Source organism: Arthrobacter sp. CAN_A214, assembly GCF_015751955.1.
GTDB lineage: Bacteria > Actinomycetota > Actinomycetes > Actinomycetales > Micrococcaceae > Arthrobacter_D.
Genome location: NZ_JADOUU010000005.1, coordinates 1 through 24,124 on the forward strand (window position 1 = coordinate 1; position 24,124 = coordinate 24,124).

Below are 24,124 nucleotides of genomic sequence, written 5' to 3' on the forward strand. Positions count from 1 at the left end.
CCACCACAAAGCAGGCAACCAGCCAATTCAACCAATCAAAAAACAATCGGTATCAACAAACTTGGCACACTATTGAGTTCTCAAACAACAGACACTATCGGCACCAAACACAACCAAACCGTCATGTCATCGCTCCGAAGCAACTTTTCAAGCCTACCCGCCCCGATCCGACTCTGCAAATCGGCCGATTCTCACCGTTCCCATCCGACATAGCGAATGATGGAACATAATGTCTGTGATTGTCACCCGATCGAAGACTCGATCAGCGCGGAAGTCAACTCTAGCACCGCTCAAGCCTGAATGTAAAACGGCCGCCGGCCCTTCCCGGGAGGGAGGCCGGCGGCCGAAGGTCGAAGCGTGGAATCAGTTGGTCTTGGGTACCAGGTAGAGCACGCCGAGCGGGGGAACCCGAACATCACCATAGGCGGGCTGCCCGTTGTGGGCTCCTTCCACTGCAGTCACGACACCCTGGTTACCCACTCCGGATCCGCCGTACTGCTCGGAATCCGTGTTGAGGGCTTCGGTCCATTCCCCTGCCCAGGGCAGACCGACCCGGAATCCTTCGTGCGGTCCGCCGGCGAAGTTCGCGATGCATACCAGCGGGTTCCCCTGGTGATCCCATCGGACGAAGGACAGCGTGTTGTGCTCGCCGTCGTTCTCGTCGATCCACTGGAAGCCGGCAGGCTCGTTGTCCCGCGCATAAAGGGCAGGCGTTTCCCGGTACACGCCGTTCAGCGAGCGCACCAGCTCCTGGACGCCCTTGTGAGACGGGGTGTCGCAGAGCCACCAGTCGAGTCCGTGCTGTTCGGCCCATTCGGACTCCTGCGCGAACTCGGAGCCCATGAAAATGAGCTGCTTACCCGGGTGTGCCCACTGGAAAGCAAGGTAGGCGCGGACGTTGGCCAGCTGCTGCCAGCGGTCACCGGGCATCTTGCGCAACAGTGATCCCTTGCCGTGCACGACCTCGTCGTGGCTGATGGGAAGGAGGAAATTCTCGGTGTAGGCATACACCATCGAGAAGGTCGCCTTGCCATGGTGGTGCACACGGTTGATCGGCTCCTCGGCGGCGTACTCGAGCGAGTCGTGCATCCAGCCCATGTTCCACTTGATGCCGAAGCCGAGCCCGCCGGAGCTCGTGGGCCGGGTGACGCCGTCGAACGCCGTGGACTCCTCGGCGATCATCACGATGCCGGGCGCCCGCTTGTAGGCAGTGGCGTTCACTTCCTGCAGGAAGGAGATCGCCTCCAGGTTCTCGCGCCCGCCGAACTTGTTGGGCCTCCACTGGCCTTCCTCGCGCGAGTAGTCGAGATACAGCATCGACGCGACGGCATCCACCCGCAGTCCGTCGATGTGGAACTCTTCGAGCCAGTACAGGGCATTCGCTACGAGGAAGTTGCGCACCTCACGACGGCCGAAGTCGAAGATCAGCGTTCCCCAATCCTGATGCTCGCCGAGGAAGGGGTCGCCGTGCTCGTAGAGTGTTCCGCCGTCGAACTTGGCGAGTGCCCACTCATCCTTCGGGAAGTGGGCGGGTACCCAGTCCATGATGACGCCGATGCCGGCCTGGTGCAGCTTGTCGATCAGATACTTGAAGTCATCCGGACTGCCGAAGCGCGACGTCGGTGCGAAATAGGAAGTGACCTGGTAGCCCCAGGACCCTCCGAACGGGTGCTCCGCCACGGGCATGAGCTCGATATGCGTGAATCCCTGCCACGAGACGTACTCGACGAGCTGCTCAGCAAGCTCCCGGTACCCGAGACCCACACGCCACGATCCGAGGTGAACCTCGTAGACGCTCATGGGTCCGTTGTGCGGGTCCGTCGCCGCACGGGTTTCCATCCAGGCGGAGTCCTCGAACTGGTAGCGGGATTCCACGACACGGGAGCCTGTCAGGGGAGGTACCTCGGTACCCCGCGCCATCGGGTCGGCCTTCTCACGCCATTGGCCGTCGCTACCGAGGATCTCGAACTTATAGCACGCCCCGGCGCCGGCGCCGGGCACGAAAAGCTCCCAGATGCCTGAGCTCCCGAGGGCGCGCATCGCGTTGACGGTGCCATCCCAGCCGTTGAAGTCGGCCTTGACCCGGATCGCCTGGGCGCTCGGCGCCCAGACGGCGAAGGACACTCCGTTGATGTCGCCCAACACCGACGAGTAGTGGCGGACGTGCGCACCAAGCGCGGTCCACAGCGTTTCGTGGCGGCCCTCGCCGATGAGGTGCAGGTCGACCTCACCAAGAGTCGGCAGGAACCGGTAGGGGTCGTCCACCACCTCCGGTTCGCCGCCGTAAGTGACCTCGAGCCGGTAATCGGGTGTGTGTCCCGGCACTTCGGCGGCAAGGGTTCCTACCCAGATGCCGTTGTGCTCATGTGCGAGCTCCACCCGTGCATCGCCCGTCACCACGGTGACCGACGAAGCGAGGGGTCGCAGCGTGCGGATCGTGACCAGGCCGCTTGCATCCACGTGCGCTCCAAGAACCGCATGCGGTTGGTGGTACGAGCCCTCGGAAACACGCTGGAGGATGTTTTCGGCGACCGGAACCGGGTCGCCCGAGGCCCCGGCCGGGGTGGTTGGAGTCTCCTGCGCCGTTCCGACGGCGCCGGTTGCCTCGGGCCTGGCGTCCGCCGTCGGGTCGGAATCAGGGCCGCTACCGGTCGAACTGCCGGCGCTGGGTTCCACCGGCGCTTCAGCACCGACCGGCGCCGTTCGTTCAGCTCCGGCGCCGAGCGCGCGGCGTACGTCACGCACCGGCCACTCGACCCAGTCGGGGCGGTTGCGCAGCTCGTACACCACCTCGTACAGCGCCTTGTCCAGCCAGAGGGCCTTGAACAACGGCGCCTCGGGATCGATATCGGTGCCGCTTTCCTCGGCGTACCCGGCCAGGAACGCGCTGCGGGCCGATGCCGCCCACTGCTCCGTCTCCCGGGCGGCATCCGTTCCTTCGGCGGCGGGCCCGCGGGAGGCGGCTGCGTACTCGAGCGAACGCACCATCCCGACGACGTCGCGCAGCGGCACGTCGGGGAGACTCCGCTCGGCGGTGGGGCGCAGCGGCTCACCCTCGAAGTCGATGACGAGCCAGGATTCGTCAGGAGCCCGGAGGACCTGTCCCAGGTGGAGGTCGGCGTGGATGCGTTGCAGCGCCGGAAGGTCGGTCAGGGCGGCTACGTCCTTGAGCACCTGGTCCACTTCGGCGTCGAGGGGCCCGACGGCGTCGCGTGCCTCCCGCCATGCCCACTCGATGCGGCCCGCAAGGGCATCCTTGAATTCCGTCTCCTCGGCCTCGGAAGCGGAGCCGTTGCCGAAAGCCCCGCTGAGCTGCACGTGGATACGGGCAATGGCTCGCCCGAGCTCGTGCGACTCCTCCCTGAAGTCGGTGCCCGAGGATGCTGCAAGGGCGGCGATGCGCCAGGCGTCGATACTGCTCTCGACGTAATCCCTGAGGACACTGACGTGGCCCATCACGTGCTGGCCGGGTTCGGCGTGGGGCTGCTGCCAGGTACCGGTAACCCAACCGTAGGTTGGCGGAACGTCGGTGGACCCGGCCGCCGTCAGCTGCGCGCTGACCTGCACATCAGGGCTTTCCCCGGTCGCGAGAATCCGGAAGAACTTCACGATCAGCGAGTTCTTCCCTGTGCCGACCACTACCGAAGTGTTCGACTGCTCGCCCTGGAGGACCTTGACCTTCGGTGCTTTCGCCCGGCTGCGCGGAGGCATGCCCTTCAGCGCGGTCGGCACGAGGCGACCGTCGGAAGTGGCCTTCTTCGAACGAATGAAGTTCACCCAGGCCGTGACGAAATCCGGATCATGGGTGGCGTCATACACCCAGCGCGTCCCTAACTGCGGATGGTCCACCTGGCCGATGAGGCCCGCAGCAGCAACTTCCAGCGGCTCTTCGCGATAGCTCAGGGGAACACTGACGACGTCGGTGCGGTGCCCGGATTCCACGGCGAGGAAGTGGACCTCCAGTCCGGCCTCCCCGTTCGGGTCGTCCAGGACGGTGCCGCCGACGACGGTCAGGGTGACGTCCCGTCCGCGGGCCGGGAACCAGCGCTGCGAGGGCAGCCATTCACTGAGGATTTCGGGAATGAAGGGTGTATGGGTCGCCATTATCTGATGGCCTCCGAGATCGGGATGACGGGAAGTGCTTCGGTGTGGGGAGATGAGGTATTCGAGGAAGCCGACCGCAGTCGGAGCCAGAAGAAGTCGTGGCTGCCCAGTGTCAGGGTGAGGTCGCCCTCCAGGCCGAACGCCGGGAAGATCGCCCCGCCGAAAAGGTCCCGGAGCCCGCGGCCCGCGAACTCGGGCAGGTGCATCTTGGCGGCTACCGGGTGCTGGGAGAGGTTGAAGATGCACAGCACTACCTCAGGTTGCTCGTGCTCGGCATTTCCGTCCTTGACTTCGCGCAGGAACGCAAGCACTGCGTCCGACTCGGTGGGGACGTTGCGATACTCTCCCAGACCGAATGCGGGGTGAGCGCGCCGCACGGCGAGCATTTGGCGGACCCAGTGCAGGAGCGAACTCGAGGTCGCGAGCTGGGCCTCGACGTTGACGTGGCTGTAGTTGTAGACCAGCGACTGCACCACGGGCAGGTACAGCTTGCCCGGATCGGCGGTGGAGAACCCGGCGTTGCGATCGGGGTTCCACTGCATCGGTGTCCTTGAGGCATCACGGTCCTCGAGCCAGATGTTGTCTCCCATGCCGATCTCGTCGCCGTAGTACAGGAAGGGACTGCCGGGCAGGGACAACAGCAACGCGTGGATGAGCTCGACCTCGGCGCGGGAGTTGTCGAGCAGCGGCGAGAGCCGGCGCCGGATACCCACGTTGGCACGCATCCTCGAATCCGGTGCGTACCAGCCGAGCATCGCTTCGCGTTCCTCGTTGGTCACCATCTCGAGGGTCAGTTCGTCGTGGTTCCGAAGGAACGTCCCCCACTGGGCTCCCGCCGGGATGGCAGGAGTGTCCTTCATCGTCTGGATGATCGGGCCGGCCTTCTGGTCACGCAGCGCGTAGAACAGGCGGGGCATGATGGGGAAGTGGAATGACATGTGGCATTCGGGGCCCTCCTCGTCACCGAAGTACTCGACAACCTCCTCGGGCATCTGGTTGGCCTCGGCGATGATGACACGGCCGGGGTAGTTCTCATCCACCATGGCACGCAGCCGCTTGAGGAACTCGTGCGTCTTCGGCAGGTTCTCGCAGTTCGTTCCCTCCTCCTCGAAGAGGTAGGGGATTGCGTCGGCGCGGAACCCATCGATGCCCTGGTCCAGCCAGAACTTCACGACGTCGAAGATTGCTTCCTGGACCTTGGGGTTCTCGAAGTTGAGGTCCGGTTGGTGGCCGAAGAAGCGGTGCCAGAAGAATTGCCGCCGCACCGGGTCGAAGGTCCAGTTGGACTCCTCGGTGTCGACGAAGATGATGCGGGCGTCCTCATACTTCTCGTCCGTGTCGCTCCACACATAGAAATCACCGTATGGACCTTCGGGGTCGCTCCGGGATTCCTGGAACCAGTGGTGCTGGTCGGAGGTGTGGTTCACCGGGAGGTCGATGATGACCCGGACACCGCGGGCGTGGGCCTCGGCGACGAGCCGCTTGAAGTCGCTCAGCGACCCGAACTCGTCGAGGACGTCGTAGTAGTCGGCGATGTCATAGCCGCCGTCACGCAGCGGTGACTTGAAGAACGGCGGCAGCCACAGGCAGTCCACGCCGAGCCACTGCAGGTAGTCCATCCGTTCGATGAGGCCCGAGAAGTCTCCGGAGCCGTCACCATTGGCGTCCGCGAACCCACGGACCAGCACCTCATAGAAAACGGCCTTTCGGTACCAGTGCGGGTCGTGGGCAAGCCCGGGTGCGTTCAGCTGGAAGGGATTGGGCACTAGCGCTGCCTCCTGACAGAAAGGATGTGAGCTGGTTCCACATGGGCGTCCAGCCGAACGTAATTATTCTCGCCCCAGGCGAAGCTCTGGCCGCTCACGAGGTCGTCCACCCAGAACGTGCCGTCCTCGTTGCGGTCCGCAGCATCGATCGAAAGCGCGCCCAGATCGAGGAAGACGGTACTTTCCCTTGTGCTGTGGGGATCCAGGTTCACGACGACGATGATGGTGTCCTTGCCCTCGGCGGTTTCCTTGTGCTTCGAGAACGCGACGGTTGCGGAATCGCTGCTCGGGTGGAGGATCAGGTTCTCGAGGTCACCGAGTGCGGGATGCGAGCGCCGTATGGCGTTGAGGCGGCTGATGTAGGGAGCCAGCGACCGGCCTTCGGCCTCGGCCGCCGCGTAGTCGCGGGGCCGGTACTGGAACTTCTCGTTGTCGATGTACTCTTCGGCACCGGGCCGCGCCACGTGCTCGAACAGCTCGTAGCCCGAGTACACCCCCCACATCGGGCTGGCCATCGAGGCGAGCACTGCCCGGATCTTGAAGGCGGCAGGTCCGCCGTACTGGAGGTATTCGGTGAGGATGTCCGGAGTGTTGACGAAGAAGTTCGGACGGAAGTAGGCGGGTGAGACATGGCTGATCTCGGTGAAGTACTCCTCGATCTCCGTCTTCGTATTGCGCCAGGTGAAGTAGGTATAGGACTGCTGGAAGCCGGCGCGGCCCAACGCATGCATCATCGGAGGACGCGTGAACGCCTCGGCGAGGAAGATGACGTCGGGGTGCTTCTTGTTGACCTTGGCGATCAGCCATTCCCAGAACTGCACCGGCTTGGTGTGCGGGTTGTCCACGCGGAAGACCTTCACGCCGTGCTCGATCCACATCAGCACGATCCGTAGGATCTCCTTCGAGATGCCCTTCGGGTCGTTGTCGAAGTTGATGGGATAGATGTCCTGGTACTTCTTGGGAGGATTCTCCGCGTAGGCGATCGAGCCGTCCACCCGAGTGGTGAACCACTCGGGATGCGAGGTGACCCACGGGTGGTCCGGAGCTGCCTGGAGCGCGAAGTCGAGCGCCACCTCGAGGTTCAGCTCGGCGGCCCGTGCGACGAAAGCGTCGAAGTCCTCGAAGGTGCCGAGGTCGGGGTGGATGGCATCGTGGCCTCCTGCCTCGGATCCGATCGCCCAGGGAGATCCTGGATCCCCGGGACCCGCGGTCAGCGTGTTGTTGGGACCCTTGCGGTGGGTACGGCCGATCGGGTGGATCGGAGGCAGATAGACGACGTCGAACCCCATGGCGGCGACGGCGTCCAGGCGCTTCGCCGCAGTCCGGAAGTTGCCCGAGGTCCATTCCCCGGCTTCGGGGTTGTAAACGGCGCCTTCTGAACGTGGAAAGAACTCGTACCAGGCTCCGCGCCCGGCGAGCTCGCGCTCCACCAGGATGGGGTAGGCAGGCGATGCAGTGACCATGGAGCGTATGGGCTTCCGTCGGATGGCCTCCAGCACCTGAAGCGTGCCACCGGCAGCCAGTCGGTCCTCGACGCTGCGCGAAGTGTCGGCGAGTTCCGCCGCCGTGCGGCGGAACAGTGCTGCGTCCTTCGCTGTGCGCTCCTCAGCTGCTCTCGTGAAAAGGGCGACGCCCTCAGCGAGCATGAGGTCGACATCCACTCCTGCGGCGATCTTGATCGACGCGTCGTGCTCCCACGTTCCGTAGAGATCCGACCAGCCCTCGATGGTGAAGGTGTGGAGTCCGCGCGCTGCCGGGCGGAGCCGGCCTTCCCACCGATCCAGCCCGGCGCCGACGGCGGTGAGCCGGATGCGCTGGACTTCCTTGCCGCGCGGGTCATACAGGACGGCAGAGACACCGAGCTGGTCATGGCCCTCGCGGAACACCGTCGCACCTACAGTGATGTCGGAGTCCGGGATCGCCTTTGAGGGGAACCTGCCGTCCTCGATCACGGGGGCTACGGCGGTAATGGGGATGCGGCCGAAGCGCAGCCCCTCGGGGTATAGGACATTGCGGGGCTGCTCACTCGAAATCGTCACGCACCTGACGTTAGCGAGTATTCAGCGGAATTGCTAAGGGGGGCTTTCCGTAACATAGGGATTAACTGGGCGGTTTACGCAAGCGGTTGCGTTGGCCTTCCCAAGAACCGGAATAACTGCGCTAGCGTAAATCCCGTGAAGGCAATCCGCAGATTTACAGTCCGTACCGTCCTCCCTGAGAGCATCGCCCCCCTGGGCAAGCTCGCGGGCAACCTGCGATGGTCGTGGCACTTGCCGACCTCGCGCCTCTTCGAGGACATCGACCCCGCCGCATGGGCAGCGAGCGGCCATGACCCGGTGTCGTTCCTCGGCTCGGTGACGCGTGAACAGCTGCGTCAGCTGGCGGCAGACAAGCAGCTCGTCCAGCGGATCCAGGACCTGGGGGCCGATCTCGACAGCTACCTCAGCCAGCCCCGCTGGTACCAGTCACTCGGCGACGATGCACCCCGCTCGATCGCCTACTTCTCCCCCGAGTACGGGATCAGCGCTGTACTGCCGCAGTACTCCGGTGGCCTCGGCATCCTTGCCGGCGACCACCTGAAATCGGCCTCCGACCTGGGAGTGCCGCTCATCGGCGTCGGCCTGCTCTACCAGGCGGGCTACTTCAAGCAGTCGCTGTCCCGTGACGCCTGGCAGCAGGAGACCTACCCAGTCCTCGATCCCGACGGCCTGCCGCTGACCCTGCTCCGCGAGGAGGACGGCAGTGCAGCGAAGGTCGTCCTTCCGCTCCCCAACGGCAGGCAGCTGTCCGCCCACATCTGGCGCGCCGACGTCGGCCGCGTACCGCTGCTCCTGCTCGACTCGAACGTGGCAGGCAACGACGAAGCAGCACGCAACGTCACCGACCGTTTGTACGGCGGGGGCGGGGACCAGCGCCTGCAGCAGGAACTGCTGCTCGGCATGGGCGGCGTCAAGGCGCTCCGGATCTTCGAGCGGCTCACCGGAACCCCCGCTCCCGAGGTGTTCCACACCAACGAGGGCCACGCGGGCTTCCTGGGCATCGAACGGATCCGTGAACTGATGGATCCTTCCAACGAATCCCCCATGAGCTGGGAGGAAGCTCTGACGGCGGGAAGGGCTTCCACCGTCTTCACCACGCACACCCCGGTCCCCGCGGGAATCGACCGCTTCGACCGCACGCAGATCGAGCACTTCTTCAATGCTGGCCTCGCCCATTCGGTCCCCACGGACAAGGTTCTCGCGCTCGGTGCAGAGAACTATGCCGACGGGGATCCGGCAAAGTTCAATATGGCGGTGATGGGCCTCCGCCTGGCCCAGCGCGCCAACGGCGTGGCGAAGCTGCACGGCGAGGTGTCCCGCGGCATGTTCTCGGGTCTCTGGCCGGGATTCGACACGCGCGAGGTGCCGATCACCTCGGTGACCAACGGCGTCCATGTTCCCACCTGGGTCGATCCGCAGATCGTCGATTTCGCACGGAAGAACTTCGGCGCCGAGTCGATCCTCGACCCGAAATGGTCCCGCGTGTATGACGTCGCCGACCCCGAGATCTGGGCGCTGCGCCGAAGCCTCCGCTCGAACCTCGTGGCCGACGTCCGGCGCCGCCTGCGTGCATCCTGGAAAACGCGTGGCGCGGCCGATGCCGAGCTCGCGTGGACCGATTCCGTGCTCGACCCGGATGTCCTGACCATCGGTTTCGCTCGCCGCGTGCCCACCTACAAGCGCCTCACCCTCATGCTCCGTGACCCCGCGCGCCTGAAGGCACTGCTGCTCCATGCCGAGCACCCGATCCAGCTGGTGATCGCCGGAAAGTCGCATCCCGCTGACGAGCAGGGCAAGCGGATGATCCAGGACCTGGTCCGTTTCACCGATGACCCGGCCGTGCGCCACCGCATCGTGTTCCTGCCGAACTACGACATCGCGATGGCCCGCACGCTCTTCCCGGGCTGTGACGTGTGGCTCAACAATCCGCTCCGTCCCCTCGAGGCCTGCGGAACCTCGGGCATGAAGTCGGCCATCAACGGCGGCCTCAACCTCTCGGTGCTCGATGGCTGGTGGGACGAGATGTACGACGGCGACAACGGGTGGGCCATTCCCACTGCCGACAACGGCGCGTCGGCGGACGAGCGCGACGACATCGAGGCCGCAGCCCTCTACGACCTCCTCGAAACGCAGGTCGGCCCCAGGTTCTACGGATCGGTCCCCGCCATGGGAGCCGGCGCCGCAGGGCCTTCGGAGCCGTCTTCCGACCGCATCCCGCACCAGTGGATCGCCATGATCAAGCACACCATGGCCACCCTCGGGCCCGCTGTTTCGGCCGAGCGCATGCTGCAGGACTACGTGGGACAGCTCTACCAGCCGGCGTGGCGGGCCGGACGGGACGCCGTCGCCGACTCCTACGCCCTGGCGAAGCGCACTGCCGCCTGGCGTTCACGGATCCAGGGTGGCTGGTCGGCAGTGCAGGTGGAGCACGTCGATTCAGTAGGCGTTACGGAAGATCCCCAGATCGGTGACTCGCTGACCGTCAACGCCTACGTGGCGCTCGGCAACCTGGACCCCGACGACGTCGCCGTCGAGGTCGCGTTCGGACGGGCGTCGGACAACGACGAACTCGATCACGTGGCGCTGGAGGACCTGGGTGTCGCCGAGAACCTCGGAAGCGGCCGCTACCTGTTCACGGGCGGAATCACGATCGACCACTCCGGCTCCTTCGGCTACACCGTGCGGGTGCTGCCCAGGCACTCGACTCTGGTATCGAAGGCGGAGCTCGGCCTCGTCGTCAACGCCTGACCGGGCCTCCGGAGCAATCCGGCCGCCCGGCCCACCCGGTCAGCAGCGGTAGATGCTGACCGAGTTGGCTGCAATGGAGTCCGCCTCGCCCGAGAGCAGGCGGGCTCCATTGCGTTTCATCGCCGGATCGGCGGAGTCGAAGGTGCGCTCGAACCACCGGGGCTGGGCGTCGCCGATTCCCTGGTTCTGGAGGATCCATGCGGCTGGCAGATGGATCCGCTGCTCCTTGAGGGATCCGTTCATCACTACCAGCCCGTTCATCGTTCCGCCGTGTGACCCCAGCAGGAACTGCACGGTGCGGGTGGCCGGGTTGTCCCACTCCGCCGGAGTCATGGGCAGTCCGGCCGCGCTGAACCACAGGAGCGTGGAGCTGTCGCTGCGGGCCGGGAAGCTTGCCGGGAGCCCGGCGAGGAAGTCGCGCCGGATGGTCAGCAGCGTCCGGGTGGCCTCGAGCATCCGTCTTGCTGCCGCGTCCTGCGGCCAGTGCACCCAGGCAAGCTCGTTGTCCTGGCAGTAGGCGTTGTTGTTGCCGCGCTGGGTCCGGCCGAACTCGTCCCCCGCGGTGATCATCGGGACACCCAGTGAGATCAGCAGGGAGGCCATCAGGTTGCGGGCGGTCTGCTCGCGCGCGGCGATGATGCCCTCGTCCTCCGAGCGCCCTTCCACTCCGTGGTTGTAGCTGCGGTTATCGCTGTGCCCGTCGCGGTTGCCTTCGCCATTGTCCTCGTTGTGTTTGCGGTCGTACATGGTGAGGTCGGCCAGCGTGAAGCCGTCGTGTGCCGTCACGAAGTTGAGGGAGGCCAGGGGACTCCGGCCGGAGCGCGCAAAGGTATCGGTTGAGCCGGCGAGGCGTCCCGCCAACTGCCCGGGCGAGGACGCCCGCCCTCCCGCACGGAGCGCTGCATGATCCCGCAACCAGAAGTCCTTCACGGTGTCGCGGAAGCCGTCGTTCCAGTCCGCCCAGCCGTGCGGGAAGTTCCCGGTCTGCCAGCCACACATGCCGATATCCCAGGGCTCGGCGATGAGTTTCACGCCGCGCAGTGCCCGTGAGGCCCCCGCCGCCACGAGGAAGGGGTGGCGCGGGGTGAAGGTGTTCGATTCGTCGCGGCACAGGGTGACGGCGAGGTCGAACCGGAAGCCGTCGATCTGGAACTCCTCCGCCCAGTAGCGGAGCGAGTCGAGGGCGAATTCGACCACCTTGGTCTTCGAGAAGTCGAGGGAGTTGCCGCAGCCCGTGGTGTCGACGTACCGGCCGGCGTCGTCGTGCCGGTAGTAGTCCCGATCCCCCAGTCCCCGCCAGCACAGCGCGGGGCGGCCCTGCGGGCCTTCGGCGGTGTGGTTGTACACCACGTCCAGGATCACTTCGAGGCCCGCCTCGTGGAGCTGCTTCACCATGCCCTTGAACTCCGCAATGACGGCTTCCGGGCCGTCGGCCCGGGCCTGCTTCGTGGCATAGGCGGAGTGGGCTGCGAAGAAGCCCAACGTGTTGTAGCCCCAGTAATTGGTGAGGCCGAGCGGTTCGAGGTGGGGCTCGTCGATGTGGAAGTGGACCGGCAGCAGTTCCACGGCCGTGATGCCGAGTTCCTTCAGATATCCGACCATGGCTGGGTGGGCGAGGCCCGCATAGGTTCCGCGCAGGTTCTCGGGTACCTCGGGGTGCAGCTGCGTCAGTCCCTTCACGTGCGCCTCATACACCACTGTGTCCCGCCAGGGCGTCCGTGGACGCTCGGAGGCGCCCCAGTCGAAGGAGTGCTCGACGAACACCGAGAAATACGCGGGGCTCGATGCGGCGTCATCGACGTCGATTGCGCGCCCATAGGGATCGAGAAGGAGTTGCGCCGTCCCCGGAGCTCCTGGAAGGGCCTCGCCGGTGGGCCAGAACGCGTAGGAGGCGCCCTGCGCAATGGGTCCGATCACCCCGTGGTGCACCCCTCCGTCGAGGCCCGGAAGTGTCTCGGACGTCCAGCCGCCGGTGGGGCTCTGGTAGTGGACGTCGATCGACGGTATCGAAGGTGCCCACACTGCGGCGTTCGCGTGGGAGTCATCGGCCCATCGACCCCTCAACCGGTGAAGGCCGAGGGGGAACTCACTCGAGGAATGGGCTGCCTGTCCCTGCCTGCTGATGGGTTGCACCGTTCCGGCACTCAAACGGAACGCTGGCGGGACACCTCGTACAGCGTGATTCCCACCGCCATCGACGCATTGAGGGACTCCATGGCGGAGTCGATCGGAATGGAGACGATCTGGTCGCAGTTCTCGCGTACCAGGCGTGAGAGTCCCTTGCCCTCCGAGCCCACGACGATGCAGATCGGATCACTGGACAGGGTCAGGTCCGGCAGTGAGACGTCGCCGTCGCCGTCGAGCCCGAGAACGAAGATACCCTTCTGCTTGAAGGTTTTCAGGGCGGAGTTCAGGTTGCCGACGCGTGCTACCGGCACGCGGACGGCTGCCCCGGCGCTCGTTTTCCAGGCGGACGCCGTCACGCCCACCGACCGGCGCTCGGGAACGATGACGCCGTGCGCGCTGAACGCGGAGGCGGAGCGGATGATCGCACCGAGGTTCCTCGGGTCGGTGATGCCGTCGAGGGCGATGAAGAGCGGCGCATTGGAGATGTGGCCGCGCTTGAACTTGTCCAGGGTGTCGTCGGCGAGGTCGAGGGCGTCGGCGTACTCGTAGGGTGGAATCTGGAGCATGAGTCCCTGGTGCACGGCACCATCGGTCATCCGGTCGAGTTCCGGCTTCCCGGTTTCCATCACCGGGATGCCCCGCTCGGTCGCCATTTTGAGCGACTCCCGTACGCGGTCGTCCATCTCGATGCGGATCGCCACGTGGAGGGTCTTGGCGGGAATGCCCGCGCGCAGGGCCTCGACCACCGAGTTGCGGCCGGTGACGATCTCCTCGGCTGCCTTGCCCTTGGTCCGCCCGGTGCCGGCGTTCTTTCCACCGCGCTTCGCCGCTGATCGGTCGGCCAGCTCCTTGTTCTTGTACGCCTGGTGATAGGGGCGGTCCTCCGCCTTCGGCGTCGGGCCCTTACCTTCGAGCGACTTGCGTCCATGGCCGCCGGTGCCGATGGTGGGCCCCTTTTTCAACTTGCGCACTGCGCCTGGACGTCCGTGACTGGCCATGGAAAAACACCTTTAAATAGAAGAAGAATCTTCCCCAGTTTACGCGGAAGCGCGGCGGCGCCGGATACGCGCCGCTCCGCAGCCGGTCAGGGCGTCTCCAATCGCCACGTCGCTCCGGCAGCCGAGTCCTCCACGGTGACCCCGGCTGCGGCCAGGGCATCCCGGATGGCGTCGGCTCGGGACCAGTCCCTTGCGGCACGCGCCTCATCCCGCTGCGCGAGCTGGGAACGGACCAGGGAGTCGAGCGCGGTGCGGGCGGCTGACTTCCCGGAGCCGGTAGCCTGCTGAGCGTCATCGAGCCCGAGGACCCTCGTCATGGCAAGGACCGCGGCCAGGGCAGCGCCGGCGTCGTCGTCGTTCCCGTCCGCCAGCGCGGTATTGCCCGCGCGGACGGTTCCGTGGAGCACGGCGAGCGCCTGCGGGACGTTGAGGTCGTCATCCATGGCCCTGCCGAACTCCTCGGGCAGGTGGGCCGCTGGGTCGGTTGCTCCCTCGGCCTCCCCCACCCTCGCGGATGCCTTCGCAAGAAAGCCGTCGATGCGCCCCACTGCTGCCGCGGCCTCCTCGAGGGAGGTGGGGCTGTAGTCGAGCACCGAGCGGTAGTGGGCCTGTCCGAGGTAGTAGCGCACCACGCGGGGGCCCGCGACGGCGAGCATCTCCTCGGGGCTCACTGTGTTGCCGACGGATTTAGACATCTTCTCACCCTGGTAGGTCACCATGCCGTTGTGCATCCAGAACCGGGCGAAAGGATGGCCCGCGGCCTGCGATTGTGCCATCTCGTTCTCGTGGTGCGGGAACCGCAGATCCAGCCCGCCGCCGTGGATGTCGAATTCGGGTCCGAGGTATTTGGTGACCATTGCCGAGCATTCGAGGTGCCAGCCCGGCCGGCCGGATCCCCACGGGCTGGGCCAGGACGCCGAGGCGGGGTCGGTGTCCTTCGAGCCCTTCCACAGCGCGAAGTCCCGCGGGTCCCGCTTGCCGCGCGGACCGGCGTCGGGCGCGCCCTGCATGTCGTCGATGTTCTGGCGCGTGAGGGATCCGTAGGCCGTCCAGGACCGGACGTCGAAGTAGACGTCACCGGAATCATCGAGGGCCGGGTAGGCGTGCCCGCGCTCGATCAGCTGCCCGATCAGGGCGTGCATCTCGGGAACATGCCCCGTAGCGCGCGGCTCATAGGTCGGGCGGCGTACCCCGAGTGCGTCGTAGGCCTTCGTGAACTCAAGCTCGTACCGGTACGCGAGGGCCCACCACGGCTCGTCCGGTACCGTCGCCGGGTCCGCGTCGGCAGCACCTGCAACATATGAGGCGAGGGACTTGGCGAGGATCTTGTCGTCGATGTCGGTCACGTTCCGGACGACCGTCACGCGGTGCCCCCTCGCTTCGAGCCAGCGCGTGATCTGGTCGAAGGCGATCGCGGAACGGATGTGCCCGACGTGCGGCATGCCCTGCACTGTGGCGCCGCAGTAATAGAGGCTTGCCCGGCCCGGGATCAGGGGTGCGAAGTCGCGCACCTCGGCTTGGGCGGTGTCATAGAATCGCAGGCTCACCGCTCCAGATTACCCGGCGGCGGTCGGCCCGGGTCGCCGGTCAGCTGCCCGGGCGCGGCCTGGACCGAACGACGACGGCGGTCGCGACGGCCGCGATGCCCTCCCCTCGGCCGGTGAGGCCGAGGCCGTCGGTCGTGGTCGCGGAGATACTGACGGGAGCCTGAGCGGCGTCGGACAGGGTCGCCTCGGCCTCAGCCCGGCGGGGCGCGAATTTGGGGCGGTTTCCTATGATCTGGACGGCGATGTTCCCGATGTCGAACCCTGCCTCGCGCACGATCGCGGCCGCCCGCTTCAGGAGGAGGGCGCCCGAGGCACCGGCGAATTCGGGACGGTCGGTGCCGAAGTGCGTTCCGAGATCTCCCACTCCCGCCGCGGAGAACAGTGCGTCCGCTGCGGCGTGTGCAGCGGCGTCGCCGTCGGAGTGCCCGGAGAGTCCCCGCTCCCCGTCCCACAGCAGGCCGGCGAGCCACAGCGGCGCCGGGTCGCCGTCACGCGCGTAGGCGTGGACGTCGACGCCGATGCCGGTGCGGGGAAGGTGCTCATGGTCGCTCAGGTACATGGTGCGGCCTTTCCGGGAGGAGGGAGGGAATCTTTCCCGCGACCAGGGTCTCGGCGAGTGCCAGGTCGAGAGGCGTGGTGACCTTGAAAGCCAGTGGATCGCCGTCCACCACCACCACGGGAACGCCCTGGAGCTCAACGAGCATGGAGTCATCGGTAATGGCCGGATCTGCCGCATCCGCCCGGTCATGGGCGCTGCGCAGGACTCCCGCTTCAAAGCCCTGGGGCGTCTGGACGATCCGGAGTTCGGCGCGGTCCGGTGTCCCCGCCACCTGCCCGCTACGCACGATCTTCACGGTGTCGACCACGGGAAGCACGGGAATGACGGCGGTGGCGCCCTCGGTCAGGCGCGATTCGACGCGCTGGAACACGTAACCCGGGGTGAGCGCCCGCGCGGCGTCGTGCACCAGCACCCGACCCACCTCGTCACTGAGTCCGGTGAGCCCGGCCCGAACCGATGCCGCCCGGCTCGGACCGCCGGGCACCGTCGTGACGCGGACTCCCCCGGAGGCAGCCTGCGCCACACTCGCGAGGGCGATGTCGTCGCCGGGGATGACCACCACGATTTCGTGTGCCACACCCGAGGCGAGGACATTCATCAGGGCGTGTTCAAGAAGGGTCACCCCTCCGCAGAGCACGCGGGCCTTCGGGATGCCGAAACCCAGCCGCTGCCCCGAGCCGGCAGCCACGAGGATCACTCCGGTCCGGGTTCCGCTTCCAGGCATTGCTGAAGAAGCAGTGTCGGCAGGGGTTTCCTCGGGCTGATGAGTTGGCACGGCTTCACCCTACGGCAGGTTAAACGAAAAAGAGGGGCCCCTTTCGGGGGCCCCTCGAGAACGTTCAGGAAGCCAGTACCTCGTCGAGAACTACTGCAGCCTTTTCTTCGTCGGTCTTCTCGGCCAGTGCAAGTTCGGAGATCAGGATCTGCCGCGCTTTCGCGAGCATCCTCTTCTCCCCGGCGGACAGGCCGCGGTCGTGGTCGCGGCGCCAGAGGTCACGTACGACCTCGGCCACCTTGATGACGTCACCTGACGCAAGCTTCTCCAGGTTGGCCTTGTAACGGCGCGACCAGTTGGTGGGCTCTTCAGTGAACTCGGCCCGGAGGACATCGAACACGTGCTCGAGGCCTTCCTTGCCCACTACGTCCCGAACCCCAACGAGGTCAACGTTTTCTGCTGGTACTTCTATTGTCAGGTCACCCTGTGCCACCTTGAGCTTGAGATACATCTTCTCTTCGCCCTTGATGACGCGCATCTTGATCTCTTCGATTTTCGCTGCGCCGTGGTGAGGATAAACAACTGTTTCGCCGACCTCAAAAACCATGTGGACTTTCCCCTTTCCCGCAGATCAGTTTATCACGGCAACGACACGCCGAACCCGCGTTTTCGCAGGTCAGCAAGGGCAAACCAGCCGATTAGCTATGATTCTCCTCTTGACGAAAGCGGTATTACCTGATTCAGGGGTTCACCGGCGAACGAATCGACCCACGCGATCGCAAGCTTTGCCGATAGTCTGTTCCCAGAGGTCCTCACCGGATTCGTCAACCTGTCCCGACAGAAGAACCCCAGGAGTTTGTGCTGTGAAGAGTGCACCGAAAAACCGAGTGCAGCAGGCTGCTGCTGCCGGCGCCGTACTGGCCGTACTGGGGGTCACAGGCTGCACCGCCAACAATCTCCAGGCCACCACCATCCAGTACGCAGCGTCGGACGGCATCGTGAAGGACGTCGGCCCCGTCGAGCTGCGCAACATCCTCGTCATCTCGTCCGAGGACGGCGAGCCCGGCAGGCTCCTCGGCACGGCGATCAACACCAGCGACTCTCCTGTGCAGCTCACCATCGAGGCGGAGAACGAAACCGCGGAGATCTCTATCGAGGCCGACGAGAAGTGGGTCTTCGAGGACGAGGTCGACGACGACGGGACCCTCGCGGGCATCGCCGAAATCCCCGGCTCCCTGCTGGACCTGACCTTCACCGTCGAGTCCGAGACGGCGGAGTTCAACGTTCCGGTCCTTGATGGAACCCTCGAGGAATACCGCGAGTACGTTCCCGGGGGGTTCACCCCTGAACCTCCGGAACCTGCGGTCACCGAGGAAGAGGGAGAGGGAGAGGGAGAGGAACACTGATGCTTTCGGGCCTGCTTCAGAAGCCCGCCGCGGCTCAGGCCTCGTACTTGTAGCCGAGCCCGCGCACCGTCACCAGGTAGCGCGGGTTCGACGGATCCGGCTCGATTTTCGTCCGTAGCCGTTTGACGTGCACGTCGAGCGTCTTGGTGTCCCCCACGTAGTCCGAACCCCACACGCGGTCGATCAGCTGGCCGCGTGTCAGGACCCGCCCCGAGTTCCGCAGGAGCATCTCCAGCAGTTCGAACTCCTTGAGCGGCAGGGCGACCTGCACCCCGCTGACGCTGACCACATGGCGCTCGATGTCCATCCGCACCGGCCCGGCCTCGACGGTGTTCGGGACGAGCTCCTCGGGTTCCCCCTGCCGCCGCAGCACTGCGCGGACGCGGGCTACGAGCTCCCGGGAGGAGTAGGGCTTCGTCACGTAGTCGTCGGCGCCCAGTTCGAGGCCCACCACCTTGTCGATCTCGGAATCCTTGGCGGTCAGCATGATGACGGGGACGCTGGAGCGCTGCCTCAGCTGCCTGCAGACCTCGGTTCCGGACAGCCCGGGAAGCTGGAGGTCGAGCAGGACGAGGTCCGCTCCTGCGCGGTCGAACTCGGCGACGGCGTCGATTCCGTTGTCCACCACCGCAACCTCGAAACCCTCCTTGCCGAGCAGGTAGGACAGCGGGTCGCTGAAGGATTCCTCGTCTTCGACAATCAGAATGCGGGTCAAGCGCGGACTCCCTGTTCCTGGGCGCTGCTTCCGCCCTTTTTGATTGGTTTGGATACTGCCGCCGCCGGGCGGGCCGGTGGCGGAGCGGCGTCATCGCCGGCTTCCATCTCGGGCAGCCGCACGGTGAAGGTGCTGCCCTGTCCCGCCTGCGACCACACTGTCACCTCGCCGCCGTGGTTGGAGACGACGTGCTTGACGATGCTGAGGCCGAGCCCGGTCCCGCCCGTCTGCCGGGACCGGGCCGCGTCGATGCGGTAGAACCGCTCGAAAATCCTCTCCTGCTCCTCCGGAGTGATCCCCGCGCCCTGGTCGGTGACGGAGACCTGCACCAGACCGTCGCGGGAACGCAGCCCCACTCCCACCCTGGTGCCCTCCGGCGAATAGCGGATGGCATTGTCGATGAGGTTGCGGAACGCCGTCATCAACAGGTCCGGGTCTCCGAACACCGGCAGCGCCACCGACCCGCCGACCACGATGTCGATCCGCTTGCTCTCCGCGGGCAGTTTGTTGCGGTCCACGGCCTCCGCGATCACCGTATTGATGTTGACGGGCTTGCCCCGGCGCACCACGTCGGCCCCCTGCAGGCGGGACAGCTCGATGATGTCCTGGACGAGGGCCGAGAGCCGCGCGGACTCCTTGTGCATGCGCTGGGCGAACCGCCGCACCGCCACCTCATCCTCCGCAGCTTCGTGGATGGTTTCAGCGAGCAGCGAGATGGCACCCACTGGTGTCTTCAGCTCGTGGGACACGTTGGCGACGAAATCGTTCCGGATCTCCTCGGTGCGCGTGATCTCGGTGCGGTCGTCGGCGAGGATCAGGATGTATTCGGTTCCGAGGGCCGCCACCCGCACCTGGATCACGATGCTGCCCTGCCCGAGGGGTCCGCGCGGCAGTTCAAGCTGCTTCTGCTCGATCACGCCGTCGCGCCTCACGCGCGAGGTCAGGGCGAGGAGTTCCGCGTGGACCACGGTATGCCCGCGCACCAGGCCGAACGCGTAGGCCGCCGGGCTGGCACGGACCACGCCGTCGATCGCGTCCACGATCACGTAGGCCCGGCCGATGATCGAGAGAACCTCCGCGGCGCCGTCGGGCAGCACCGGCTCGTCCTCATAGAGGAGCTGGCTCCGCTGGGTTTCACTGGTGCGGTACGCCAGCATGCCGAAGACACCGAGCGCTAGGCCAACGAGCCCGGCGGTCAGGCTAAGGAATACGAAATCCACGCTCCCAGCTTATGCGCTGGCATTCCCGCCCGGACCTGATCCGGTGGCAATAGGCGAGGGGTTCAACTAACGTTCACTAGAAGCTGTGCAATAGTTCATGCTCGCCTGAGAGTCTCGTGGACGGAACTGTGCAGGCAGTTGAACTATCACTTCAACGGAAAGGACGCCCACGTGCGTAAGGTTTTTCAGGCCGAACTCCACCAGATCGGCGAGGAACTGATCGAGATCTCGCAGCTGGTGTCGGAGGCAATCCAGAAAGCCGACAGTGCTTTCCGGGGCGCCGACACGGAGCTGGCGCAGGAAGTGATCGCCGCGGACGCGCGCATCGATTTCCTGCAGAACGCCCTCGATGAACGCGCGATCGACGTCCTGGCCCTGCAGGGCCCGGTGGCGAGTGACCTGCGGATGATCGTCGGGGCGCTCCGGATGAGCGCTTCCCTCGAGCGCATGGGGGACCTCGCACGACACATCGCCCAGCTGGCCCGGCTTCGTTTCCCTGCCAACGTGGTCCCGGAGCGCATCCGCCCCATCTTCGACGAACTCGCAGACCTCGACTTCCAGATCGCGACGAAGGTCACCGAACTCCTCGAGACCCGCAACCTCGAACTGAACAGCGAGATCAACGCCGCGAACGCCCGCGTCAATGAGCTGCACGCGAGCGTCTTCCGGGCCATCGCCTCGGAGGACTGGAACGAATCCGCCCCCACTGCCGTCGATATCACCCTCGCGAGCCGGTACTTCGAACGCTTCGCCGACCATGGCGTGTCGGTATCCCGCAAGGTCACCTACCTCGTGACCGGCGAATGGCACCCGAGTGCTCCGCTGACGTAGCGGCTTCTTCCCGAACGACGACGACGGCGGCCTTGCGGGGCCGCCGTCGTCGTGTGTGCCCTGTGTTTCCTGCTAGTGCCCGTCTACTGCTAGTGCTTGCCCTGGTTCGCGACTGCTTCGATGGATGCTGCGGCGGCCTCGGCGTCGAGGTAGGTGCCGCCGGCCTTGACCGGCACCAGGTTCTCGTCCAGTTCGTACACCAGCGGGATGCCGGTGGGGATGTTCAGTGCGGCGATGTCGGCGTCGCTGATGCCGTCGAGGTGCTTCACGAGGGCGCGCAGCGAGTTGCCGTGTGCGGCGATCATCACCGTCCTGCCGGCCCTGATGTCCTCGGTGATGTCCGATTCCCAGTACGGCAGGAAACGGTCGAGGACGTCCTTGAGGCACTCGGTGCGGGGCAGGGCATCGGCGAGGTCGGCGTAGCGGGGATCATTCGCCTGCGAGTATTCGCTCGAATCATCAAGGGGCGGCGGCGGGGTGTCGTAGGACCTGCGCCATTCCATGAACTGTTCCTCGCCGAACTCGGCCAGCGTCTGCGCCTTGTCCTTGCCCTGCAGCGCTCCGTAGTGGCGCTCGTTCAGGCGCCAGCTGCGCTTGACGTCGATCCAGGTCCGGTCCGCAGCCTCAAGGGCCAGGTTGGCCGTGATGGTGGCCCGCTTCTGGCGCGAGGTGTAGACGATGTCGGGGAGGATCCCGGCCTCCACCAGCAGGTGCCCGCCGCGGGTGGCTTCCTCCCTTCCCTTGGCTGTCAGGGCCACGTCCACCCAGCCGGTGAAGAGGTTCTTTTCGTTCCACTCACTTTGCCCGTGGCGCAGCAGAATCAATTTGTAGGAAGTCATGGTTCCCAGTCTGCCGCATCGGTGCTTCCCAGGCATCTGTGAACGCACTGTTACCAGTAACCTTGGACGGTGCCGCAGGTCAGACGCAGTCCCCAGTCGGTGGGCAGCATCACGCGTGGAACCACCAACCCCAACCGGCTGCGGCGCGTGGACCGCTGGCTCGCCGGTCCGCAGGCCCGGCGTCTCCGGGCTGCGCACGATCCCCTCGTGGTGGACCTGGGCTACGGAGCGGCGCCTGTCACCGCCGTCGAGCTCTTCGAACGGCTTTCCCGCGTGCGGGAGGACATCGAGCTCATCGGCATCGAAATAGACCCCCTGCGGGTGCAGGCCGCCCTTCCGCTCTCGCGGGACCGTTTGAGCTTCCGGCAGGGCGGATTCGAGCTGCCACTGGCCGGCCGGCGGCCCGTCTTCGTGAGGGCCTTCAATGTGCTGCGGCAATACGGTGAGGACGAGTATGAAGCTCATTGGGAACAGGTGCAGGGTGCGCTCGCGCCGGAGGGACTGTTCATCGACGGCACGTGCGACGAGATCGGGCGGCGGGCGACCTGGGTCGCGCTGGATCCGTCCGGGCCGGTGTCCTTCAGCATCTCGATGCGCTTCGGCGCCTTTGCGCTGCCGTCGGACGTGGCGGAACGCCTTCCCAAGGCCCTGATCCACCGTAATATTCCGGGCGAGAGGGTGCACGGATTTCTGGCGGCGATGGACAGGGCCTGGCTCGACGCCGCGCCCCTGTCCCCGTTCGGGAACCGGCAGCGTTGGAGTGCGATGTGTGCCGCCCTGAAGGACGCCGGGTGGCCGCTGCTCGATTCGCCGTCGCGCTGGAGGCTCGGCGAGGTCACGGTGGGCTGGGACGCGGTGCGGCCCGGCCATTCCGCCTAGCTCGTTCTTGCCAGGGCGCCTTCAACAGGGCGCTTCCTACCGCGGCACTTTATCTGGGCGGCTTTATACCGGGACGTCGTTACCAGGGGCCGTACGGGCCGTAGTTGCCCCCGCGGCCGGCCGTCTCGCTGACGGCGGGCTTGACGTCCGCGAGGTACACGCTTGCCGCGACGACGGCGACCAGTTGGAACAGGTTGAAGCCGCCGCCACCACCCAGGCCGCCGAGCGCCGATAGAAGACCCACCAGGAGCGCGCCGCCGGTCAGCGCCAGCCAGAAGCCCTTGGTGCGCTTGGATGCGGCTTCGAACGACGCCGATTTGCGGCGGGCACAGTCGGTAAAGGCCCAGACCTCGATCGCCAGGGCGACGAAGCCCAGCACGAGGTAGAGGTAACTTTGGATGGAATAGACAATCAGCACGGAATCAGCTTAGCTGTCCGGCTGCCGTGAGGGCACCATCGAGGTCCCGCCAGAGGTCCTCGACGTTCTCGATGCCCACCGACAGCCGCACCAGGTCTGCGGGAACGGTGACCGGCTCGGCCGGCTGGCGGCGTCGTCGTTCGATGAGTGACTCGACCCCACCCAGGGACGTTGCCGGAAGCCAGAGGCGCACAGCATCGATCAGGGCGTCGGCGGCGGGAAGGCCGCCGGTCAGCTCGATGCTGACGATGCCCCCGAAGCCGTTCAGCTGTTCCCTGGCACGCTGGTGTCCGGGATCCTGCGGAAGCCCTGGGTATCGGACGCGGGAGACGGCGGGGTGCCCTGCGAGGCGCTCGGCGAGGATCGCGGCGTTGGACTGACTGCGTTCCATGCGGAGCGCGAGGGTCCGCATGCCGCGAAGCGCGAGCCACACCTCGAACGGACCGGCGATGGCGCCGCGGAGGGTCCGGTGGGCCAGCAGCGTGGCGCGGAGGGCGGCATCGGAGGTGACGAGCGCACCGAGGACGACGTCGGAGTGTCCCGCGAGCCACTTGGTGACCGAATGCAGCACCACGTCCACGCCGTCCTCGAGCGGTCGGCTGATGATCGGCGTATTGAAGGTGTTGTCGGCGACGACGAGCGCGCCGGCGGCGTGGGCAGCCCTAGTAAGGACTGCCGTTTCGGCGACTTCGAGCATCGGGTTGGTCGGGCTCTCGAGCCACAGCATCAGCTGCTCGCCCTTGAGGTCCTCGATTTCGGCGAGGACGGCTGCGGTGTCGGCGATGTCCACGGTCCGCAGGGCGAAGCGTCCGAGCTGCGCTTCGGCGTGGGCGAGGCTGAGGGAACCGGCATAGGCATGCTTCGGCATGATGACGACGCCGCCCGTAGGGACCAGGGACAGGGCTGCGGCGGCTGCCCCGAGCCCGGAGCTGAAGACCAGCGCGGGGTGATCGGCTCCTTCGAGCCGGCCGAGCGCCTCCTCGAAGGGGTCCCAGGCGGGGTTCGACATGCGTCCGTACACGCGGTCGCCCGGTTCCGGGGCGCGGGTGCCGAGAAAGGTGGAGGAGAGGACGATCGACGGGTTCACTGGTGCATCGTGTTCCCGGAGGGGGCGGCCTGCGGCAACCACGAGGGTGTCCGGGGCCAGGTGCATGTCCTCAGCGGAATGGCTCATTGGATCAGGGTAGTTGGCGGGGGCTCGTGTCCGGGAATT

At 66.0% G+C, this 24,124-nt stretch carries 18 protein-coding genes; 4 read left to right on the forward strand and 14 right to left on the reverse strand.

Annotation, left to right across the window (positions count from 1 at the left end; all coding sequences use genetic code 11):
- Positions 1-363: 363 nt before the first annotated feature.
- Genes glgB through IWX65_RS06230 form a run of 3 tightly spaced genes read right to left on the reverse strand, consistent with a single transcriptional unit; the run spans position 364 to position 7,909 of the window.
- A complete protein-coding gene (gene glgB, locus IWX65_RS06220) occupies positions 364-4,104 on the reverse strand; it encodes a 1,4-alpha-glucan branching protein GlgB (RefSeq protein WP_196881581.1) in 3,741 nt (1,246 codons plus the stop codon).
- Entirely contained in the window at positions 4,104-5,870 is a 1,767-nt protein-coding gene (treS, locus tag IWX65_RS06225; RefSeq protein WP_196881582.1) for a maltose alpha-D-glucosyltransferase, read from the reverse strand. The genes glgB and treS overlap by 1 nt, the downstream gene beginning before the upstream one ends.
- Positions 5,870-7,909 (reverse strand): alpha-1,4-glucan--maltose-1-phosphate maltosyltransferase, encoded by a 2,040-nt coding sequence (locus tag IWX65_RS06230; RefSeq protein WP_334683695.1) that lies wholly within the window; start codon positions 7,907-7,909, stop codon positions 5,870-5,872. Before IWX65_RS06230 ends, treS begins: the two co-directional genes overlap by 1 nt.
- A gap of 135 nt (positions 7,910-8,044) precedes the next feature.
- Here IWX65_RS06230 and glgP point away from each other — a divergent pair, with 135 nt between their 5' ends.
- Positions 8,045-10,657 (forward strand): alpha-glucan family phosphorylase, encoded by a 2,613-nt coding sequence (gene glgP / locus IWX65_RS06235; RefSeq protein WP_196881583.1) that lies wholly within the window; start codon positions 8,045-8,047, stop codon positions 10,655-10,657.
- Positions 10,658-10,696: 39 nt separating this feature from the next.
- Here the strand turns inward: glgP and glgX are convergent, their stop codons facing one another.
- The 6 genes from glgX to IWX65_RS06265 all read right to left on the reverse strand — a co-directional run bounded on the left by glgX (position 10,697) and on the right by IWX65_RS06265 (position 17,210).
- Positions 10,697-12,805, reverse strand: a complete 2,109-nt coding sequence (gene glgX, locus IWX65_RS06240) for a glycogen debranching protein GlgX (RefSeq protein WP_334683696.1) — start codon at positions 12,803-12,805, stop codon at positions 10,697-10,699.
- Positions 12,802-13,782 (reverse strand): 23S rRNA (guanosine(2251)-2'-O)-methyltransferase RlmB, encoded by a 981-nt coding sequence (gene rlmB, locus IWX65_RS06245; protein WP_196881584.1) that lies wholly within the window; start codon positions 13,780-13,782, stop codon positions 12,802-12,804. Before rlmB ends, glgX begins: the two co-directional genes overlap by 4 nt.
- 86 nt (positions 13,783-13,868) lie before the next feature.
- A complete protein-coding gene (gene cysS, locus IWX65_RS06250) occupies positions 13,869-15,329 on the reverse strand; it encodes a cysteine--tRNA ligase (protein WP_196881585.1) in 1,461 nt (486 codons plus the stop codon).
- A gap of 40 nt (positions 15,330-15,369) precedes the next feature.
- Positions 15,370-15,888: a 2-C-methyl-D-erythritol 2,4-cyclodiphosphate synthase gene (gene ispF, locus IWX65_RS06255; RefSeq protein ID WP_196881586.1), complete on the reverse strand. Its 519-nt coding sequence runs from the start codon at positions 15,886-15,888 to the stop codon at positions 15,370-15,372.
- Positions 15,869-16,663, reverse strand: coding sequence for a 2-C-methyl-D-erythritol 4-phosphate cytidylyltransferase (gene ispD / locus IWX65_RS06260; RefSeq protein WP_334683697.1), 795 nt, complete (start codon positions 16,661-16,663; stop codon positions 15,869-15,871). Before ispD ends, ispF begins: the two co-directional genes overlap by 20 nt.
- Positions 16,664-16,727: 64 nt before the next feature.
- Complete coding sequence (locus tag IWX65_RS06265; protein WP_026532725.1) at positions 16,728-17,210, reverse strand: CarD family transcriptional regulator; 483 nt, start codon at positions 17,208-17,210, stop codon at positions 16,728-16,730.
- A gap of 256 nt (positions 17,211-17,466) precedes the next feature.
- Between IWX65_RS06265 and IWX65_RS06270 the strand changes: the two genes are divergently transcribed.
- On the forward strand, positions 17,467-18,009 hold the full coding sequence (locus IWX65_RS06270) for a hypothetical protein (RefSeq protein ID WP_196881587.1): 543 nt from the start codon (positions 17,467-17,469) through the stop codon (positions 18,007-18,009).
- A 34-nt stretch (positions 18,010-18,043) separates the two neighbouring features.
- On the opposite strand, the gene IWX65_RS06275 is transcribed toward IWX65_RS06270, so the two are convergent.
- Together IWX65_RS06275 and IWX65_RS06280 are read right to left on the reverse strand one after the other, a co-directional pair.
- Positions 18,044-18,724: a response regulator gene (locus IWX65_RS06275; RefSeq protein ID WP_196881588.1), complete on the reverse strand. Its 681-nt coding sequence runs from the start codon at positions 18,722-18,724 to the stop codon at positions 18,044-18,046.
- The gene (locus tag IWX65_RS06280; RefSeq protein ID WP_196881589.1) at positions 18,721-19,944 is read right to left on the reverse strand and encodes a sensor histidine kinase; all 1,224 of its coding nucleotides are present in this window, start codon (positions 19,942-19,944) and stop codon (positions 18,721-18,723) included. The genes IWX65_RS06275 and IWX65_RS06280 overlap by 4 nt, the downstream gene beginning before the upstream one ends.
- A gap of 171 nt (positions 19,945-20,115) precedes the next feature.
- Between IWX65_RS06280 and phoU the strand changes: the two genes are divergently transcribed.
- Complete coding sequence (gene phoU / locus IWX65_RS06285; RefSeq protein WP_196881590.1) at positions 20,116-20,775, forward strand: phosphate signaling complex protein PhoU; 660 nt, start codon at positions 20,116-20,118, stop codon at positions 20,773-20,775.
- An 89-nt stretch (positions 20,776-20,864) separates the two neighbouring features.
- On the opposite strand, the gene IWX65_RS06290 is transcribed toward phoU, so the two are convergent.
- A complete protein-coding gene (locus IWX65_RS06290) occupies positions 20,865-21,614 on the reverse strand; it encodes a phosphoglyceromutase (RefSeq protein WP_196881591.1) in 750 nt (249 codons plus the stop codon).
- A gap of 69 nt (positions 21,615-21,683) precedes the next feature.
- Between IWX65_RS06290 and IWX65_RS06295 the strand changes: the two genes are divergently transcribed.
- The gene (locus tag IWX65_RS06295) at positions 21,684-22,493 is read left to right on the forward strand and encodes a class I SAM-dependent methyltransferase (RefSeq protein ID WP_334683698.1); all 810 of its coding nucleotides are present in this window, start codon (positions 21,684-21,686) and stop codon (positions 22,491-22,493) included.
- A gap of 79 nt (positions 22,494-22,572) precedes the next feature.
- Here IWX65_RS06295 and IWX65_RS06300 read toward each other — a convergent pair whose 3' ends face one another.
- Both IWX65_RS06300 and IWX65_RS06305 read right to left on the reverse strand, forming a co-directional pair.
- Positions 22,573-22,911: a DUF2516 family protein gene (locus IWX65_RS06300; RefSeq protein ID WP_196881592.1), complete on the reverse strand. Its 339-nt coding sequence runs from the start codon at positions 22,909-22,911 to the stop codon at positions 22,573-22,575.
- Between the two features lie 4 nt (positions 22,912-22,915).
- On the reverse strand, positions 22,916-24,085 hold the full coding sequence (locus tag IWX65_RS06305) for a trans-sulfuration enzyme family protein (protein ID WP_196881593.1): 1,170 nt from the start codon (positions 24,083-24,085) through the stop codon (positions 22,916-22,918).
- Positions 24,086-24,124 lie beyond the last annotated feature (39 nt).